Source organism: Pyruvatibacter sp., from assembly GCF_040219635.1.
Classification (GTDB): domain Bacteria; phylum Pseudomonadota; class Alphaproteobacteria; order CGMCC-115125; family CGMCC-115125; genus Pyruvatibacter.
In genome coordinates this window covers 383,093-399,222 of sequence record NZ_JAVJSC010000002.1, presented here as the reverse complement: position 1 = coordinate 399,222, position 16,130 = coordinate 383,093, and the positions used below count along the sequence as shown (strand labels likewise).

Genomic DNA, 16,130 nt, shown 5'->3' with positions numbered 1-16,130 from the left:
TCTCCGTTGGTATGCTTTTCGGGTTGGCACGTGATTCAGTTGGTGCCAAAAACCTGCTTGCCAGCCACTATGGTACGAAGGGCGCGGCCCTGAAAGCGGCGATCTTCGTGGGCGGTGTTCTTGGATTTTGACCTAAGAGCGTCCGCTTCCACAACCCAGGGAGCACCGAGATCGATCAGGGTCATGTCGGCGGGAGCACCGGCAGCAAGACGACCGGCGTTGAGCCCGAGAATATCCGCCGGGCGGCTGGTGACGCAGGCCATTGCCTCGCACAGCGACAGTTCTTCGTTGTGGACCCGCTCCAGCATGACCGGCAGAAGCGTTTCAAGGCCGACGGCACCGTCGGCAGCCTGGGCAAACGGGCGGCGTTTGGTGTCAGGGGCCTGCGGGTTATGGCCGGATACGACAACATCAATGGTACCGTCGGCGAGGCCTTCAATCATGGCTCGCCTGTCCGGCTCTGAGCGCAGCGGCGGCGACAGCTTGAAGAAGGTGCGGTATTCGCCGATGTCGGTTTCGTTGAGCGAAATGTGGTCAGCGCTGACACCGCAGGTTACCGGAAGTCCTTCGCGTTTTGCCTGGCGGATCACTTCAAGGGTTTCAGCGCATGAAATCTGGCTCACGTGGTAACGGCCGCCGGTGAGTTCCACCAGCCGCAGGTCACGCTCGACAACGATGGTTTCAGCTTCCGTTGGAATGCCCGCGAGGCCAAGGCGGGTGGAGAGTTCACCTTCGTTCATAACGCCTGCTGCGGCCAATGACGGGTCTTCCGCGTGCTGAACAATCAGCGCGTTGAAAAGTTTTGAATAGGTCAGCGCACGGCGCAGGAGTTGCGCGTTCATGACGGCGGTTGTGCCATCGGTGAAGGCCACGGCACCGGCTTCTGACAGGAGGCCGATCTCAGTCATCTCGTCGCCGTTGAGACCCTTGGTGAGAGCGGCCATGATGTGAACATTGACACTGGCGGTGTCGCGGGCACGGCGGCTGACAAAATCAACCAGCGCCGCGTCATCAATGACGGGCGACGTGTTGGGCATAACGACAAATGTCGTGACGCCGCCAGCCGCCGCCGCATCGCTGGCGCTTGCCAGGCTTTCGCGGTGTTCTTCGCCCGGCTCGCCGGTAAACACGCGCATGTCGATCAGGCCGGGGGCCAGCACGTGGCCGCCGCAGTCAACTGTTTCAACACCTGAGGGGGCGCCGTTGGCAAACAGGTGTGCGCCAAGGTCTAGGATCGTGCCGTTCTCAACAAGTACAGCGCCTATGGTGTCCAGCCCCGAAGCGGGGTCGATCAGGCGTGCATTTATGTAAGCCGTTGACATGGTGGTGCGCCGTTCACTGATTGGGCAGGTGGCGGGAGAGGGCATCCAGCACGGCCATGCGGACTGCAACACCCATTTCCACCTGTTCGCGGATCAGGCTGCGGTCGATGTCGTCAGCCACCAGACTGTCAATCTCGACGCCGCGATTCATCGGGCCGGGGTGCATGACGAGGGCATCCGGCTTGGCCATCGCCAGTTTTTCGTAGTCCAGTCCGTAGAGGTGAAAATATTCACGGGTGGACGGGATGAAAGAGCCGCTCATGCGTTCGGTCTGAAGCCGCAGCATCATCACGACGTCGCAGCCTTCAAGGCCTTCGCGCATGGAGGTGAAGGGTGTTGCCCCCAGCGTTTCAATGCCGACGGGCATCAGGGTGGGGGGGCCGATAACGCGGACGCTGGCACCAAGGCTGGTGAGCAGGTGAATGTTGGAGCGCGCCACGCGGCTGTGCAGAATATCGCCGCAGATGGCAATGCGCAGACCTTCGATGCGCCCAAGGCGGCGGCGGATGGTGAGGGCATCCAGCAGTGCCTGCGTTGGATGTTCGTGGCTGCCATCGCCCGCGTTGATAACGCTGCAATCCACTTTTTGAGCCAGCAGCGCGACAGCACCTGAGTCGCCGTGGCGGACCACCAGCAGGTCGGGCCGCATGGCGTTGAGGGTGACAGCGGTGTCGATCAGCGTTTCGCCTTTTTTGACGGCAGACGTTGAGACCGACATGTTCATGACATCGGCACCCAGCCGCTTGCCCGCCAGCTCAAACGAACTTTGCGTGCGGGTGGAGGCTTCAAAGAAGATGTTGATCTGGGTGCGTCCGCGCAGCACGGACGATTTTTTCACCACCTGGCGGTTCTGATCGACATAGGCGTCTGCCAGATCAAGAAGCGCTGAAATATCCTGAAAGGAAAGTCCCTGGATCCCCAGCAAGTGTGTGTGGGGAAAGATCAGGCCGGTATGTTCTGCGGGACCGTTCATTAAAGGCGCAGTTTATAGGGACTGGTGGCGGATACCACAAGGGTGCATCAGCCCAGCAGCCACAGCATTGTCGGCATGGTGAGCGCCGCAGTGAGGGTGGATGCCGTAATGAGGCTTGCCATCAGCGGAGCATCGCCGCCCAGTTGGCGGGCCAGCACATAGGACGCGGTGGCACCCGGCACAGCGCCACACAGGATGGCCACCATGCGGGCCATGCCATCCACGCCGAATACCCAGCACCATCCGGCCATCAGCAGCGGCATGAGAACAAGGCGCAGAGTGGTGGTGAGGATGATGGGAGTACGCTGGGTAGCGATGCGCGATAAATCCAGCCCGGCACCTACAGCGAGCAGCCCAAGGGCGAGGGCGGCGCGGCCCAGAATATCAACGCCGGTCAGCAGCGGTGCCCACAGGCCGATGCCGGACGCGTTGAGAAAAACGCCCACGGCGCAGGCGATCACCAGCGGATTGCGGATCAGCAGTCTTGCCAGCAGCCGGAAACTTGCCGGGTCATCGCCCGCATAACGCATAAGAATGAATACGCACAGTACGTTGACGGTGGGCACCAGCACACCGATGCCGACGGCCGCCAGCGCCAGACCCTCGGTGCCGAACAAGGCGAAGCTGGCCGCCAGCGCCACAAAGCTGTTCCAGCGGGTAGCGCCCTGAAAGATGCTGGTGAAGGCAGGGCCGGATTGCTGCATCGGGCCTGAGATTACCGGGCGCAGGCCGATCAGGATCAGCGACATGGTGATGAGGCCCGCAAACAGGGCGGCGGCCATGTTGGGCACGGGGATGTTTGAAAAATCAGCAGCCACCAGCGAGTGCACCAGCAGGCAGGGGAACAGCACAAAATATGTGACCCGGTCCAGCAGCGGCCAGAAGTCATCTCCGGGAAAGCCGGTGCGCTTGATCCATGCGCCAAGGGCGATGACTACAAAGACCGGGATCAGGGCATAAACGATTTCTGTCATCGGCAGTTTGCCAGCCGGTCCAGCACTCCCTGCAAAATGAAGTTGGCGGCCATGGCATCGATCATCTCGGCGCGGCGGCGGCGCGATGTATCGAGGCTGATGAGTTCGCGCTCCATGGCGGCGGTGGACAGCCGCTCGTCCCACAGCAGCACCGGCAGACCCAGCGCATTTGTGAGGTTGCGGCCAAATGTGCGGCTCGACTGGGCGCGGGGGCCGGACGAGCCGTCCATGTTGATGGGCAGGCCCAGCACAAGGCCCGCCGTCTTGCGTTCGTCAATGAGGCCCTGCAATTCAAGCGTATTGGCCTGAAACTTGGTGCGCTTCAGGGTTTTGACGGGTGATGAAATGCGCCGGTTGGGGTCGCTGGTGGCGATGCCGATGGTCTTGGTGCCCAGATCGAGTGCAAGCAGGCCGCCAACGGCAGGCAGGGCTGCGGCAAACTCCTGAGCATCTTCGGTAATCATGCGGGTTCGGTAATCATGCGGGGCGGTATCCAGACAGCAAAGCGCTTGAAGGTTGAACGGTCTTGTACGTTACGGCTATGTTCCGCGCCACTCTTACTCCCTTTAAGCCCCTTGAGGTGAGTCGGTGTCTGGTTCTGCGTATTGCGGTCAGGCACCTGGTCGCCTCGCAGTCGGATACCGGAATATATGTCAGTTGATGCGGCCACAGTCCGGCGGATCGCGATGCTCGCGCGGATCGCCATCAAGGACGACGAGGTGCCCCCGCTTGTGGGCGAACTCAACCAGATACTGGACTGGGTGGAACAGCTTGGCGAGGTGGATACGACCGGCGTTGAGCCGATGACCTCTGTTGCCAATGTGTCAGCGCCGTTGCGGGCGGATGATGTGACCGACGGTGGCAAGGGCGATGATATTCTGGCTAACGCGCCGGACGCCCGCGAAGGTCACTTCACAGTGCCGAGGGTGGTGGAATGAGCCAGCTTACCGATCTGGATATTGCAGGCGCGCGGGATGCGCTGGCCAAGGGCGATGTGTCGTCTGAAGAACTGACAGCAGCTTATCTCGAAGCCATTCATGAAGCTGACCCGCTTAACGCCTTCATCACGGTGCTGCCGGGCAAAGCCATTGAGATGGCCAAGGAAAGTGACGCGCGGCGCAGGAGCGGCACTGTTGGTGCGCTTGAGGGCATTCCGCTGGCAATCAAAGACCTGTTCTGTACCCAGGGCGTGCTGACAACGGCGGCGAGCCACATTCTGGATGGGTTTACGCCCGCCTATGAATCCACCGTGACCCAGAACCTGTGGAATGCCGGTGGGGTGTTGCTGGGCAAGACCAATCTTGATGAGTTCGCAATGGGCTCTTCGAACGAGACATCCTACTATGGTCCGGTGCGTAACCCCTGGCGGCTTGATGATGCGGGCGGCAGGGGGGGCGATGGTCTGGTGCCGGGCGGGTCTTCGGGTGGCTCTGCGGCGGCGGTGGCAGCGCATCTGTGCGCGGGCGCGACGGGAACAGACACAGGCGGGTCTATCCGTCAGCCCGCAGCGCTTACGGGTACTGTCGGTCTCAAGCCAACTTACGGACGTTGCTCGCGCTGGGGCACCATTGCGTTTGCCTCGTCGCTCGATCAGGCCGGGCCGATGACGCGCACGGTGCGTGACGCGGCCATCATGCTGGGTGCAATGGCGGGGCATGACCCCAAGGACTCCACCAGCATTGATATGCCGGTGCCGGACTTTGAGGCGGCCCTTGCAGGCGGCGTCAACGGTCTGACGGTTGGTGTGCCGGATGAATACCGCGTGGACGGAATGCCCAAGGAGATTGAAGATCTCTGGCAGCAGGGTATTGAGCTGATGAAGGCACAGGGGGCAACCATCAAACCGGTGAGCCTGACGCGCACCAAATACGCACTGCCGACTTATTACATTGTTGCGCCTGCCGAAGCGTCATCCAACCTCGCGCGCTATGACGGTGTGCGCTACGGGCTGCGCGTGCCGGGCGACGACATTACGGGCATGTATGAAAACACCCGCGCGGCCGGCTTTGGCGCTGAAGTGAAGCGCCGCATTCTGATCGGCACCTATGTGCTGTCGGCGGGCTATTATGATGCCTATTATCTTCAGGCACAAAAGGTCCGTACACTGATTGCGCAGGATTTTGCGCAGACGTTTGAAGATGTGGATTTGATCCTCACGCCGACATCGCCGGATCAGGCGTTTGGCATCGGGGCAAAGACGGATGACCCCCTGAGCATGTATCTCAACGATGTGTTTACGGTGCCTGCGAGCCTTGCTGGCCTGCCGGGTATTTCCGTGCCCACGGGACTGTCTGGCGACGGTTTGCCGCTTGGGCTGCAACTCATCGGCAAGGCGTTTGATGAAGAAACGGTGTTGCGTGGTGCCTATGCGCTGGAGCAGGCCGCAGGCTTTACGGCAAAGCCTGACCCGTGGTGGAGAGCGTAATGGCTGAGGCAAAATCCAAGCTGGTTGAAGGCGCAACCGGCCAGTGGGAAGTCATCATCGGCATTGAGTGTCACGCGCAGGTGTCGTCCAACTCTAAATTGTTTTCAGGCGCGGCCACCGAGTTTGGTGCTGACGCCAACTCGCAGGTGAGCCTTGTGGACGCGGCGATGCCGGGCATGTTGCCGGTGCTCAATGCCTATTGCGTGGAGCAGGCGGTACGTACGGGGCTTGGCCTCAACGCGAAAATCAACAAGCGGTCTGTGTTTGCGCGCAAGAACTATTTTTACCCCGACTTGCCGCAGGGCTACCAGATTTCACAGTTCGAGTTGCCCATTGTGGGCGAGGGCGAAGTGGTGCTTGATCTGGCGGATGGCACAACGCGCACTGTCGGCATTGAGCGGCTTCATCTGGAGCAGGATGCGGGCAAGAGTCTGCACGATCAGGACCCCGGCGTGTCGTTTGTTGATCTAAACCGCTCCGGCGTGGCGCTGATGGAAATTGTTAGCAAGCCGGACATGCGGTCTGCGGAAGAGGCGCAGGCGTTTTTAAAGAAGCTGCGGACGATTGTTCGCTATCTGGGTACGTGTGACGGCAACATGGAGCAGGGCTCCATGCGTGGCGACATCAACGTGTCGGTCCGGCGTCCCGGCGAGCCGTTGGGTACGCGCGCCGAGATCAAGAACGTCAACTCGTTCAGGTTCATCGGACAGGCCATCGAATATGAAGTGGGTCGGCAGATTGATCTGATCGAGGATGGCGGCGAGGTAGTTCAGGAGACGCGTCTGTTTGACTCGAAGCTGGGCGAGACCCGCTCCATGCGCTCTAAGGAAGAAGCGCACGACTATCGCTATTTTCCGGACCCTGATCTTTTGCCGCTCGAACTGGCGGACGACTTTATTGAAAAAATCCGCGCGACCTTGCCGGAACTCCCCGACGCCAAGAAAGAGCGACTGGTGTCGCAGTTTGGTCTCAAGCCCTATGACGCCGGCACGCTGGCGGACGACCGTGCGGCGGCTGACTACTTTGAAAAAGTCGCTGCGGGCCGCGATGGACGCGTTGCCGGCAACTGGGTGATGGGCGAGCTGTTTGGCGCGCTCAACAAACTCGGCCTGGATATTTCGCAGTCGCCTGTTTCAGCCGAGCATCTGGGCGAGCTGATTGACCTTATTTCCGATAACACGATCTCAGGACGCATCGCCAAGGATGTGTTTGAGATCATGACACAAACGGGTGAGGCGCCGGGCAAGATTGTTGAGGACAAGGGGCTGAAGCAGGTTACCGATACGGGAGCCATTGAGGCGATCGTGGATGAGGTGATTGCTCAGAATCCGGATAAGGTGGCCGAGGTGAAAGAGAAGCCCAAGCTGGCAGGCTGGTTTGTCGGCCAGATCATGAAGGCCAGTCAGGGCAAGGCCAATCCTGCAGCGGTCAACGAGATTCTGGCTAAGAAGCTTGGGCTCTAGGCAGCGGGTTTTCCCTTCGGTTCAAACCATCCGCGTACCTGCTAAGATTGTGGCGGGTGAAGTGGCATGGGGAGCAGTTCAATGAGGCGTGTATTTTCAGGATTTGGCGGAGCGGTTCTGGCGGCGCTGATATTTGGCGTGGTATCGCCTGCTGATGCGGGCATTGCCAAAATCAAAGGCCTGCATGACGACCATGAGCGGCCCGCACCGCTTATCAAGGCACCCGTGATGACGCTGAAGGAGCGGGGCAACATCTTTGTCATCATTGGCGGCGACTACGGCTTTGATCTGTTTGATGAGGGCGGCTCGCAGGTTGCCTCTTTTGCTGACAGCGACAGCGCAATCGGGTTTGAACTGCAACCGGGTCGTTACAAAGTCATCCCGCATATTGAAGGCGACGTTCATCATCACCAGTTCATTGAGGTGCTTATCAAGACGGACTGAGGTTTGTTCCTCGGCCGCATAAAAACAATTCGGGGGAGACTGCGGTGATTGATCTTTATACGTGGACGACGCCAAACGGGCGCAAGGTTTCCATCATGCTGGAGGAGGTGGGGCTTCCATATACTGTGCATCCGGTGGACATCAGCAACGGAAAGCAGTTTGAGCCCGCGTTCCTGAAGATCAGCCCCAACAACCGTATCCCGGCGATTGTCGATCAGGATGGTGAGGGCGGGCCGGTATCGGTTTTTGAATCCGGCGCCATCCTTGTCTATCTCGCTGAGAAGACCGGCAGGTTTCTGCCTGCGTCCGGTGCTGAGCGTGCGAAGGTGCTGGAGTGGCTGATGTGGCAGATGAGCGGCATCGGCCCGATGATGGGGCAGGCCAGTCACTTTGCGAACTCAGCCCCCGAACAGATTCCCTATGCCATTGACCGCTACATCTCTGAAAGCGGGCGGCTGATCGGTATTCTGGACAAGCAGCTTGCGGACAATGCGTTTGTTGCCGGTGAATATTCGATTGCAGATATGGCGATTTATCCCTGGGTTTCGGTGGGTTTCGAGCTTATTCGTGGCGCCAAGCCGGAGATTGTCGGCGACGGCAAAAACACGGAACGCTGGCTTAAAGCAATGGCAGACCGGCCCGGCGTCGCGGCTGGCATGGCAATACCTCCGGCACAAAACTAGGGGTGGTGTGGCGTTTACGCCTGCGAATCCCAAAAAAGATCGCATCTTTCCAAGTATTTGAATCGCTTAACTGATTGTTTAGGCACTCAGGCCAGCATCGCACCTGCAAGCATGTTCCAGAAGGAGCATGGGCAGCGCTTGGGGTGCTGCGGGCTCGTTGCCGGATCTGATCCGGCTTTGAGGTCTTGTTTCGTTCAGGGCGTCGGTAGGAGGACACCATGGCCCGTGTGGAACTTGATGATCTGAAGCGGTTTGAACTGGCAGCCGAGAAAGGCACCAGCGGGGCGCTTTACAATCTGGGGCTGATTTTCTCAGTCGGTAAAGGCGTCGAGCCTGATCTGGTGACGGCGCATAAATGGTTCAATCTTGCAGCCCTTCGCGGTTCTGATGAAGCTAAGGCGCAGCGCAAGGAACTGGCGGACATGATGTCAGCAGCCGAAATTGCCGAAGCCCAGCGTCAGGCACGTGAGTGGATGGCCAGCCACGCCTGAGGCCGCGGTTTTATGCATGGCAGCAGGCGTGAATGCGCCTGTTGACCCGACGATGTTCCCTGATGCATGACACACGCCGCATCGTGACCGCTGATTTCCGGCGGGGCGACAGCGGCGTTTTGCGTTTCATGCCACCACCTTTGGCCGTAGGAGGGGACACCCCATGTCAGACCAGGTCGAAAGCCTTTTGAACCTGCTTGATCTTGAGCCGATCGAGGTCAATCTGTTTCGCGGTCAAAGCCCTGCGGACTCTTGGCAGCGGGTGTTTGGCGGTCAGGTCATTGGTCAGGCGCTTGTGGCCGCGCAACGCACCGTTGACGAAGACCGTCACTGTCATTCGCTGCACGCCTATTTCATCCGTCCCGGTGATCCCAAGGTTCCCATCGTGTATGAGGTGGACCGCTCACGCGACGGGCGCAGTTTCACCACGCGGCGGGTGATTGCCATTCAGCACGGCAAGCAGATTTTCAATATGGCTGCGTCGTTTCACGCGCACGAGGAAGGCTACGACCATCAGTTTCCCATGCCGGATGTGCCTGGGCCTGATGATCTGCCGACTGAACTTTCCATGCGTGAAGCGGTGGTGGACCGGTTGCCCGAAAAAATGCGCGACCGGTTTTTGCGCCCGCGCCCGATTGAACTGCGCTTTGTCGAGCCGCCAAGCTATTTTGATGCTGAAAAGCGGGACCCGATCAGTCATGTCTGGTTCCGGGCCGTAGCGCCGGTGGGCGACGATGTGGCGCTGCACCAGTGTGTGCTGGCCTACGCCTCCGACATGACGCTGCTCGACACCTGCATCAACCCGCACGGCGTTACGTGGATGGACGGCAAGATACAGTCAGCCTCGCTGGATCACGCCATGTGGTTCCATCGCCCGTTCCGGGCCGACGAGTGGTTGCTCTACGCACAGGACGCCCCCTCAGCCTCGTTTGCGCGCGGCTTCAACCGCGGCAATATCTTCACGCGGAATGGCGTGCTGATTGCTTCCGTAACGCAGGAAGGTCTGATCCGGCCAACGTCGCGTTAGCCGCGCTGCGTCTTCAGAAGATCGCGGATTTCTTCCAGCAGCACCTCATTGCGTGGTGGCGTGGGTGCTTCGGCGGGCGCTTCATCCTGCTTGCGTTTCATTTGGTTGATCGAACGAACGATCAGGAAAACCACAAACGCGACAATCAGGAATGAAATCACGGCGTTGATGAAAAGGCCGTAGTTGAGCGTTGCCGCGCCTGCTTCGGTTGCTGCGGCCAATGATGCATAGGCATTGCCGTCGAGCGGTATGAAGAGGTTCGAAAAATCAACGCCGGCCAGAATGAGTCCGATGGGTGGCATCACGACGTCTGACACCAAAGACTTCACGATGGCTGTGAACGCACTGCCGATCACAATACCCACGGCAAGGTCTATGACATTGCCGCGCGATATGAACTCCTGAAACTCTTTGAACATGGGTTGCTCCCCCCGTTGGACGCCTTGATGGACGACTCAGTCGCGTGGACAAGTATGCCGTGGATGGGGTGGGGGCGTAAGTCAGGTCTAATTCTGGTAGTATTACGCTCATCGTCCGCGATCAGAAACTGTGAGCAATGCACCCATGAACATTGGTGAAGCGGCAAAAGCATCCGGCGTTTCCGCCAAGAACATTCGTTACTACGAAAGCATCGGGTTGATACCTGAAGTCAGTCGCACGAGTGCTGGATATCGCGTCTATGAGGAAGCGGACATCCACACATTAAGGTTCATTCGGCGGGCGCGGGGCCTTGGATTTTCGGTCAAGGAAGTAACGCAGCTTCTCACACTGTGGCAGGACCGCGACCGGGCAAGCGCAGACGTCAAGGCACTTGCGCTGGCGCATGTGGAAGAACTGCGGGCGAAAATCGACGAGCTGGAAGGGATGGCCAACACACTGCTGCACCTTGCCGGCAGTTGCCAGGGCAACAATCGTCCGAATTGTCCGATTCTGGATGATCTGGCGGGGCGCTAGTCAGCCTTCACAGCCGCGCGCTCACACAGGCCTTGACCTTCCAGTCACGGGAAGGTGCAGAGTTGTCAGTCAGAAGCGCATCCGTATGGGTGTGCGAATTGACAGGCGGCGCTATGACATCTCAGACCTCTCATGAAACGTCCCACCCGTGTCACGATGATGCGTCCCATGGCTGTTGTCACGGCAGTTCACGCCCGCCGGGTGAGCCTGCTGGAAAATACGATGTGGTGCCTGACGGGTATGGCGGTCAGGTCTATACGTGCCCGATGCACCCGGAGGTTCGTCAACCTGGACCGGGGGCGTGCCCCTTGTGCGGTATGGCACTTGAAGCAGAGGGCATTCCCGCCGTTGAGGAAGACACAACAGAACTGGACGACATGACGCGGCGCTTTTGGGTAAGCGCGGCATTGTCGTTTCCGCTGTTTGTCTATGCGATGGGCGATATGCTTCCCGGCAAGCCGTTTGATGGCCTCGTCAGTCCGGCGGCGGGGCAGTGGCTTCAGGCACTTCTTGCAACGCCGGTGGTGCTGTGGGGTGGCTGGCCGTTTTTTGTGCGCGGGGTTCAGTCTGTGCGCACGATGAACCTCAACATGTTCACGCTTATCGGGCTTGGTGTGTCCGTCGCCTTTGTTTTCAGTCTGGTGGCCATGCTTGTGCCGGGGGTTTTTCCGGCATCGTTTCGCGGGGGCGATGGGCGCGTTGGTGTTTACTTTGAAGCGGCTGCCGTCATCACGACGCTTGTGCTGCTGGGGCAGGTGCTTGAGTTGCGCGCCCGCAGTGCCACATCCGGTGCCATCCGCGCGCTTCTTGAGTTGGCTCCTCCCTTTGCCCGGCGCATCGGCAACGATGGGTCTGAGCGTGATGTGCCGCTTGACGATCTCGCCCTGAATGATTTGCTGCGCGTCAGGCCTGGTGAAAAAGTGCCGGTGGACGGCGTCATCGAAGAAGGTCGCAGCACGCTTGACGAAGCGATGGTGACCGGTGAGCCGATGCCTGTGCAGAAAGGCACGGGCGACCAGGTTACCGGCGGCACCGTCAATCAGGCGGGCGGTTTCACCATGCGGGCAACGCGAGTGGGAGACGACACGCTTCTATCGCAAATCGTGCGGATGGTGGCTGAGGCTCAGCGCAGCCGGGCACCCATACAGCGGCTCGTGGATACTGTGGCTGGTGTGTTTGTGCCCGTGGTCATTGCCGTGGCGATTGTGACATTTGCCGTGTGGTCCCTGTGGGGGCCTGATCCCGCAATGGTTTATGGGTTGGTCAACGCGGTGGCGGTGCTCATCATTGCGTGTCCGTGTGCGCTGGGGCTGGCAACACCGATGTCCATCATGGTGGGAACCGGAAAGGGAGCGCAGAACGGTATTCTCATAAAGAATGCTGAAGCACTCGAAACGTTCGAACGTGTGGATACAATTGTTGTGGACAAGACCGGCACCCTCACGCAGGGACGCCCGGAGCTTGTCATGGTGGAACCTGTAGCCGACGTCACTGATACCGAGTTGCTGCGCTTTGCAGCCTCACTTGAGCGGGCAAGCGAGCATCCGCTTGCAGCCGCGATTGTTGAAGCCGCGCAGCAACGCGGCATTGTATGTGACGACGTAACAAACTTCGTCACTGTCACAGGGCGCGGCGTGTCCGGTCATGTTGCCGGGCGTGAGGTTGCGGTTGGCAATCAGGCCATGATGCAGCGATTGTTTGAAATTGACGCGCGATGGGCTGCAAGGGCCGAGCGCGCCCGCGCCCAGGGCCAGACAGTGATGTATGTCAGCATCGACGGCGTACTTGCGGGCCTTGTCGGTGTCGCTGACCCGATAAAGGAAACCACGCCTGCAGCACTTGCTGCGCTGCATGAGGCCGGGCTTCGTATCATCATGCTGACGGGTGACAGCGCGGCAACTGCGCACGCCATTGGTGCGCAACTTGGCATGGACGAGATTCATGCCGATGTTCTGCCCGAAGACAAAAACCGTATCATACGCGAACTTCAGGAGGCCGGGGCCATCGTTGCCATGGCGGGGGATGGTATCAATGATGCGCCCGCACTGGCCCAGGCTGATGTTGGCGTTGCCATGGGTACGGGCACCGACGTTGCCATGCAAAGCGCCGGTGTCACGCTGGTGGGGGGCGATCTTACAAGTCTGGCCAAGGCGTATACGTTGAGCCGCGCGACCATGCGCAATATCCGACAGAACCTGTTTTTTGCATTTGTCTATAATGCTTTGGGTGTGCCGGTCGCAGCTGGCATCCTGTATCCCTGGTTCGGCCTGCTGCTCAGCCCGATGATCGCCGCCGCCGCCATGAGCCTCAGCTCTGTCAGCGTCATCAGCAACGCATTGCGGCTACGCGGCGTGCGGTTGTGAGCGCTTCATCCTGGAAACTGGCGGAGAGGAAGGGATTCGAACCCTCGATACGCTTTTGACGTATACTCCCTTAGCAGGGGAGCGCCTTCGACCACTCGGCCACCTCTCCACCGCCGGGGATACGCGGGAAGCTGTGGTTTTTCAAGATGCAATCTTTGCCCGGCGGCAAAAACGCTGATCTGAGTGTTTTGGCTCAGGCGGCGCGCTGGGAAATGGTGGTGCGGTGGAGCAGGCGGTCGTGGCCGTCATAGCCGCCGCTGGCGCGGTGCAGCAGGCAGCGGTTGTCCCACATCACCAGCATGTTGGGCTTCCATTTATGGCGATACACAAACTTGTCCTGAGTCTGGTGAGCGTAAAGACGCACCAGCAGGTCGTTGCTTTTGTCGGGGTCCATACCCTTGAAGCCCTGAATATAGCCGAAGGTTGAAAACAATGCCGGGCGGCCGGTTTCCGTGTGCGGACGAACCAGCGGGTGCTCGTGCTTCAGGCGGGCTTCCTCTGAACTGATGATCCGCATGGAGCGATCCTGTTCGGCGTCTTTCTCCTGACCATACATGCCGTCCGGTGCGTAGGCCGTTTCGGCGGAGTGGATGGCGATGGCACCTTCCACGTCGGCCCTGAGGTCAGCAGGCAGGTGGTCATAGGCCATATGCTGATTGGCGAAAAATGTGTCGCCGCCCTGGGGCGGAATGGTGATGCCCATGAGGCAGGTGCCGATGGGGGGCTTTTCCTGAAAGCTCCAGTCGGTGTGCCAGCCTTCGGCAAACAGGGGCGATTTTTCATCTGCGCGACGAACAATGGCGGCAATGTTCTTGCGGCCATCAATGGGGGCAAAAAACGGGTCGTGCCCGAAGTCGCCAAAATACAGCGTGAACCGTTCCAGATCGTCGTCAGTCATGGGCTGATCGGGAAACGCCAGCACGTGGTGCTCAAGCCACGCGGTGCGTATATCGGCAACGGTTTTTGCATCCAGCGGTTTTGTCAGGTCGAGGCCGGTGACGAATGCACCGCAAGCCTCGCCGGTTGGTTTCACAGAAATCATGATGGGGTTTCCCTTTGCCGACTTTTATTTTTGCCAAGTTTGCCTGTTTCTCCACCACCTGTCATTCCCCAGCTTTCGTTCCGGCCCCAGCTTTCGTCCCGGCCCCAGCTTTCGTCCCGGCCCCAGCCTTCGTCCCGGCCCCTGCTTTCATCCCGGGAGGTGTGGACTTAGGGTTGTGGGATGAGCAAAAAACCAAATGCAGACTTTGATGCGGTTCTGGCTGCAGCACCCAAGGCGGCGAAGCCTGCTCTTACCCGCATACGGACACTGGTTCATGAGGTTGCTGCTGACATTGCTGCGACGGGTGGCGTGGTTGAGACGCTCAAGTGGGGGCAGATGTCATTTCTGCCAGCCAGACCCCGCGTGGGCACCACTGTGCGCATGGGGGTGGCAAGTGCCAACCCACCGCTTTTGGGGCTCTATTTTCATTGCCAGACCACGCTTGTTGAGACGTTTCGCGAAATCTATGCGGATGCGTTCGGGTTTGAAGGCAACCGCGCACTTCTTGTTGATCTCAGGAAGCCGTTTCCCGACGCCGAACTGCGGCATTGCATCGCGATGGCGCTGAGCTATCACGCGACCAAACGTGCGGCCAACAAGGCTGCATCGCGCTAGATATCGACAAACTTTGACACCACCAGAATAACAATGCCCAGCGGCGCGACGTAGCGCAGGCAGATGGTGAGGTACGTTTTGACGGGACCATCACCCAGTCCCGGCACAATGGCGCGGCTGGCGAAGATGGCCATGCCCAGGCCGCTGGCAGGCAGCAACCAGGCGGACGTGGTTTCATCGAGGAAATCAAGCAGGCCAAGCCCCAGTATCGTGATGTGATCCCACGCATTGAGCGAGAGGGTTACAGCCATGCCACCCAGCCATGTGAGTGCTGTTGCTATCAGAGTTGCACCCGCGCCCCCCAGCGGTGTGACTTCATCTATCCAGTGGCGCGCGATGATGAGCAGCGCAATGAGTGATGAGAACGCGGCGAGGAATGTGGCTGTGAAGAAGGCAAAGCCCAACCAGTTGCCCGAGGGCAGAAGCCCAAAGCCCTGAGGCAATGCAATGAACAGCAGGCCCGGTCCCGCGCTGGCTTCAAGGTCAAACGCAAAAACGATGGGAAATATGATGAGAGCTGCTGCAAACGCAATGGCCGTGTCGATAGCTGCAACAGCAAAGCCAAGGCGCGGCACGTTGGCACCGTCATCCAGATACGCGCCGTAAATCAACATGCCGCACATGCCAACGCTCAGGGTAAAGAAAGCGTGGCCCAGTGCCTCACCGAACGCTGCGGGGGACAGGGCTGAAAAATCAGGGGCGAACATGTAGGCGAGGGCTGCACCAAACTCGCCGGTGTTGGCGGCGACGAGCACCAGCATGACGATCAGCAGAACAGCAAACAGGGGCGCGACATAGCGCATGACGCTCTGCACGCCGCGTGTGACATCGAAATACACCACGATGCCCGCCGTTATGGTGATGATGGTGACGGCGATGAGTTGCAGGACCGGGTCTGCCAACATCGCGCCAAATGCGTCTGCACCGCTGCGCGCGGCGTCGCCTCCCAGGGCGGCGATGCCAAAATCCACCGCATAAATGCCGACCCACCCGGAGACGACGCTGTAGAACGCCAGAATAAGAAGCGCGATCAGTGCGCCCAGAGCGCCAAGCCCTCCCCAGGCAGATGACATGGCTTTTTCTTTTGCGGTCCGCAAAAAGGCGCGCGCTGGGTATTCGCCACCCTTGCGGCCGATCATTATCTCGCCGATCAACAGCGGCACTCCCAGCCCGATGAGGCAGGCGAGATAGAGCAACACAAATGCACCGCCGCCGTTCTCGCCGACAATGTAAGGAAACTTCCAGATATTGCCGAGGCCGACGGCGGAGCCGGACGCGGCAAAAATAAACATCAGCCGCGACGACCAGTGGGGCAAAGTGGGTGTTGAGGTAGCGATACTCATTTGCGGCGCTT

17 protein-coding genes and 1 tRNA gene are annotated in these 16,130 nt (G+C 59.5%); 10 read left to right on the top strand and 8 right to left on the bottom strand.

Translation table 11 applies throughout. The features are described from left to right. Positions 1 to 35: 35 nt before the first annotated feature. Genes pyrC through ruvX form a run of 4 tightly spaced genes read right to left on the bottom strand, consistent with a single transcriptional unit; the run spans position 36 to position 3,733 of the window. A complete protein-coding gene (gene pyrC, locus RIB87_RS03005; protein ID WP_350143345.1) occupies positions 36 to 1,322 on the bottom strand; it encodes a dihydroorotase in 1,287 nt (428 codons plus the stop codon). A 13-nt stretch (positions 1,323 to 1,335) separates the two neighbouring features. Next, positions 1,336 to 2,295, bottom strand: a complete 960-nt coding sequence (locus tag RIB87_RS03000; protein ID WP_350143343.1) for an aspartate carbamoyltransferase catalytic subunit — start codon at positions 2,293 to 2,295, stop codon at positions 1,336 to 1,338. A gap of 47 nt (positions 2,296 to 2,342) precedes the next feature. Then, positions 2,343 to 3,269 (bottom strand): AEC family transporter, encoded by a 927-nt coding sequence (locus RIB87_RS02995; RefSeq protein WP_350143341.1) that lies wholly within the window; start codon positions 3,267 to 3,269, stop codon positions 2,343 to 2,345. Next, complete coding sequence (ruvX, locus tag RIB87_RS02990) at positions 3,266 to 3,733, bottom strand: Holliday junction resolvase RuvX (protein WP_350143339.1); 468 nt, start codon at positions 3,731 to 3,733, stop codon at positions 3,266 to 3,268. The genes RIB87_RS02995 and ruvX overlap by 4 nt, the downstream gene beginning before the upstream one ends. 186 nt (positions 3,734 to 3,919) lie before the next feature. Between ruvX and gatC the strand changes: the two genes are divergently transcribed. The 7 genes from gatC (at position 3,920) to tesB (ending at position 9,802) form a co-directional block, all read left to right on the top strand. Continuing rightward, positions 3,920 to 4,207, top strand: a complete 288-nt coding sequence (gene gatC, locus RIB87_RS02985; protein WP_350143337.1) for an Asp-tRNA(Asn)/Glu-tRNA(Gln) amidotransferase subunit GatC — start codon at positions 3,920 to 3,922, stop codon at positions 4,205 to 4,207. Then, positions 4,204 to 5,694: an Asp-tRNA(Asn)/Glu-tRNA(Gln) amidotransferase subunit GatA gene (gene gatA, locus RIB87_RS02980; protein ID WP_350143335.1), complete on the top strand. Its 1,491-nt coding sequence runs from the start codon at positions 4,204 to 4,206 to the stop codon at positions 5,692 to 5,694. Before gatC ends, gatA begins: the two co-directional genes overlap by 4 nt. Further along, positions 5,694 to 7,157, top strand: coding sequence for an Asp-tRNA(Asn)/Glu-tRNA(Gln) amidotransferase subunit GatB (gatB, locus tag RIB87_RS02975; protein WP_350143333.1), 1,464 nt, complete (start codon positions 5,694 to 5,696; stop codon positions 7,155 to 7,157). The genes gatA and gatB overlap by 1 nt, the downstream gene beginning before the upstream one ends. An 81-nt stretch (positions 7,158 to 7,238) precedes the next feature. Then, positions 7,239 to 7,601, top strand: coding sequence for a hypothetical protein (locus tag RIB87_RS02970; RefSeq protein WP_350143331.1), 363 nt, complete (start codon positions 7,239 to 7,241; stop codon positions 7,599 to 7,601). Between the two features lie 44 nt (positions 7,602 to 7,645). Then, entirely contained in the window at positions 7,646 to 8,284 is a 639-nt protein-coding gene (locus tag RIB87_RS02965) for a glutathione S-transferase N-terminal domain-containing protein (protein WP_350143329.1), read from the top strand. 218 nt (positions 8,285 to 8,502) lie between these two features. Next, positions 8,503 to 8,775, top strand: coding sequence for an SEL1-like repeat protein (locus RIB87_RS02960; protein ID WP_350143327.1), 273 nt, complete (start codon positions 8,503 to 8,505; stop codon positions 8,773 to 8,775). 163 nt (positions 8,776 to 8,938) lie between these two features. Next, the gene (tesB, locus tag RIB87_RS02955; RefSeq protein WP_350143325.1) at positions 8,939 to 9,802 is read left to right on the top strand and encodes an acyl-CoA thioesterase II; all 864 of its coding nucleotides are present in this window, start codon (positions 8,939 to 8,941) and stop codon (positions 9,800 to 9,802) included. Here the strand turns inward: tesB and mscL are convergent. Continuing rightward, positions 9,799 to 10,221 carry a large conductance mechanosensitive channel protein MscL gene (gene mscL / locus RIB87_RS02950; protein ID WP_350143323.1) on the bottom strand — a complete coding sequence of 141 codons (423 nt, stop codon included), beginning with the start codon at positions 10,219 to 10,221 and terminating at the stop codon, positions 9,799 to 9,801. The two genes, tesB and mscL, sit on opposite strands and share 4 nt — an antisense overlap. Positions 10,222 to 10,366: 145 nt before the next feature. Here mscL and cueR point away from each other — a divergent pair, with 145 nt between their 5' ends. Then, on the top strand, positions 10,367 to 10,756 hold the full coding sequence (cueR, locus tag RIB87_RS02945; protein ID WP_350143321.1) for a Cu(I)-responsive transcriptional regulator: 390 nt from the start codon (positions 10,367 to 10,369) through the stop codon (positions 10,754 to 10,756). Between the two features lie 113 nt (positions 10,757 to 10,869). After that, positions 10,870 to 13,119: a copper-transporting P-type ATPase gene (locus RIB87_RS02940; protein WP_502943193.1), complete on the top strand. Its 2,250-nt coding sequence runs from the start codon at positions 10,870 to 10,872 to the stop codon at positions 13,117 to 13,119. An 18-nt stretch (positions 13,120 to 13,137) separates the two neighbouring features. Here RIB87_RS02940 and RIB87_RS02935 read toward each other — a convergent pair. Then, positions 13,138 to 13,228: transfer RNA gene (locus tag RIB87_RS02935), tRNA-Ser, on the bottom strand. An 84-nt stretch (positions 13,229 to 13,312) separates the two neighbouring features. Continuing rightward, positions 13,313 to 14,161, bottom strand: a complete 849-nt coding sequence (locus RIB87_RS02930; protein WP_350143319.1) for a TauD/TfdA dioxygenase family protein — start codon at positions 14,159 to 14,161, stop codon at positions 13,313 to 13,315. Positions 14,162 to 14,341: 180 nt separating this feature from the next. Between RIB87_RS02930 and RIB87_RS02925 the strand changes: the two genes are divergently transcribed. After that, entirely contained in the window at positions 14,342 to 14,776 is a 435-nt protein-coding gene (locus tag RIB87_RS02925; protein ID WP_350143317.1) for a DUF1801 domain-containing protein, read from the top strand. Here RIB87_RS02925 and RIB87_RS02920 read toward each other — a convergent pair. Then, a complete protein-coding gene (locus RIB87_RS02920; RefSeq protein WP_350143315.1) occupies positions 14,773 to 16,119 on the bottom strand; it encodes a sodium-dependent transporter in 1,347 nt (448 codons plus the stop codon). The genes RIB87_RS02925 and RIB87_RS02920 overlap by 4 nt on opposite strands. Positions 16,120 to 16,130: the final 11 nt, after the last annotated feature.

Bases quoted from the DNA above. Each gene is read 5' to 3' on its own strand.
- pyrC (WP_350143345.1), bottom strand. From the start codon at position 1,322: ATGTCAACGGCTTACATAAATGCACGCCTGATCGACCCCGCTTCGGGG.
- RIB87_RS03000 (WP_350143343.1), bottom strand. From the start codon at position 2,295: ATGAACGGTCCCGCAGAACATACCGGCCTGATCTTTCCCCACACACAC.
- RIB87_RS02995 (WP_350143341.1), bottom strand. From the start codon at position 3,269: ATGACAGAAATCGTTTATGCCCTGATCCCGGTCTTTGTAGTCATCGCC.
- ruvX (WP_350143339.1), bottom strand. From the start codon at position 3,733: ATGATTACCGAAGATGCTCAGGAGTTTGCCGCAGCCCTGCCTGCCGTT.
- gatC (WP_350143337.1), top strand. From the start codon at position 3,920: ATGTCAGTTGATGCGGCCACAGTCCGGCGGATCGCGATGCTCGCGCGG.
- gatA (WP_350143335.1), top strand. From the start codon at position 4,204: ATGAGCCAGCTTACCGATCTGGATATTGCAGGCGCGCGGGATGCGCTG.
- gatB (WP_350143333.1), top strand. From the start codon at position 5,694: ATGGCTGAGGCAAAATCCAAGCTGGTTGAAGGCGCAACCGGCCAGTGG.
- RIB87_RS02970 (WP_350143331.1), top strand. From the start codon at position 7,239: ATGAGGCGTGTATTTTCAGGATTTGGCGGAGCGGTTCTGGCGGCGCTG.
- RIB87_RS02960 (WP_350143327.1), top strand. From the start codon at position 8,503: ATGGCCCGTGTGGAACTTGATGATCTGAAGCGGTTTGAACTGGCAGCC.
- tesB (WP_350143325.1), top strand. From the start codon at position 8,939: ATGTCAGACCAGGTCGAAAGCCTTTTGAACCTGCTTGATCTTGAGCCG.
- mscL (WP_350143323.1), bottom strand. From the start codon at position 10,221: ATGTTCAAAGAGTTTCAGGAGTTCATATCGCGCGGCAATGTCATAGAC.
- cueR (WP_350143321.1), top strand. From the start codon at position 10,367: ATGAACATTGGTGAAGCGGCAAAAGCATCCGGCGTTTCCGCCAAGAAC.
- RIB87_RS02940 (WP_502943193.1), top strand. From the start codon at position 10,870: ATGACATCTCAGACCTCTCATGAAACGTCCCACCCGTGTCACGATGAT.
- RIB87_RS02930 (WP_350143319.1), bottom strand. From the start codon at position 14,161: ATGATTTCTGTGAAACCAACCGGCGAGGCTTGCGGTGCATTCGTCACC.
- RIB87_RS02925 (WP_350143317.1), top strand. From the start codon at position 14,342: ATGAGCAAAAAACCAAATGCAGACTTTGATGCGGTTCTGGCTGCAGCA.
- RIB87_RS02920 (WP_350143315.1), bottom strand. From the start codon at position 16,119: ATGAGTATCGCTACCTCAACACCCACTTTGCCCCACTGGTCGTCGCGG.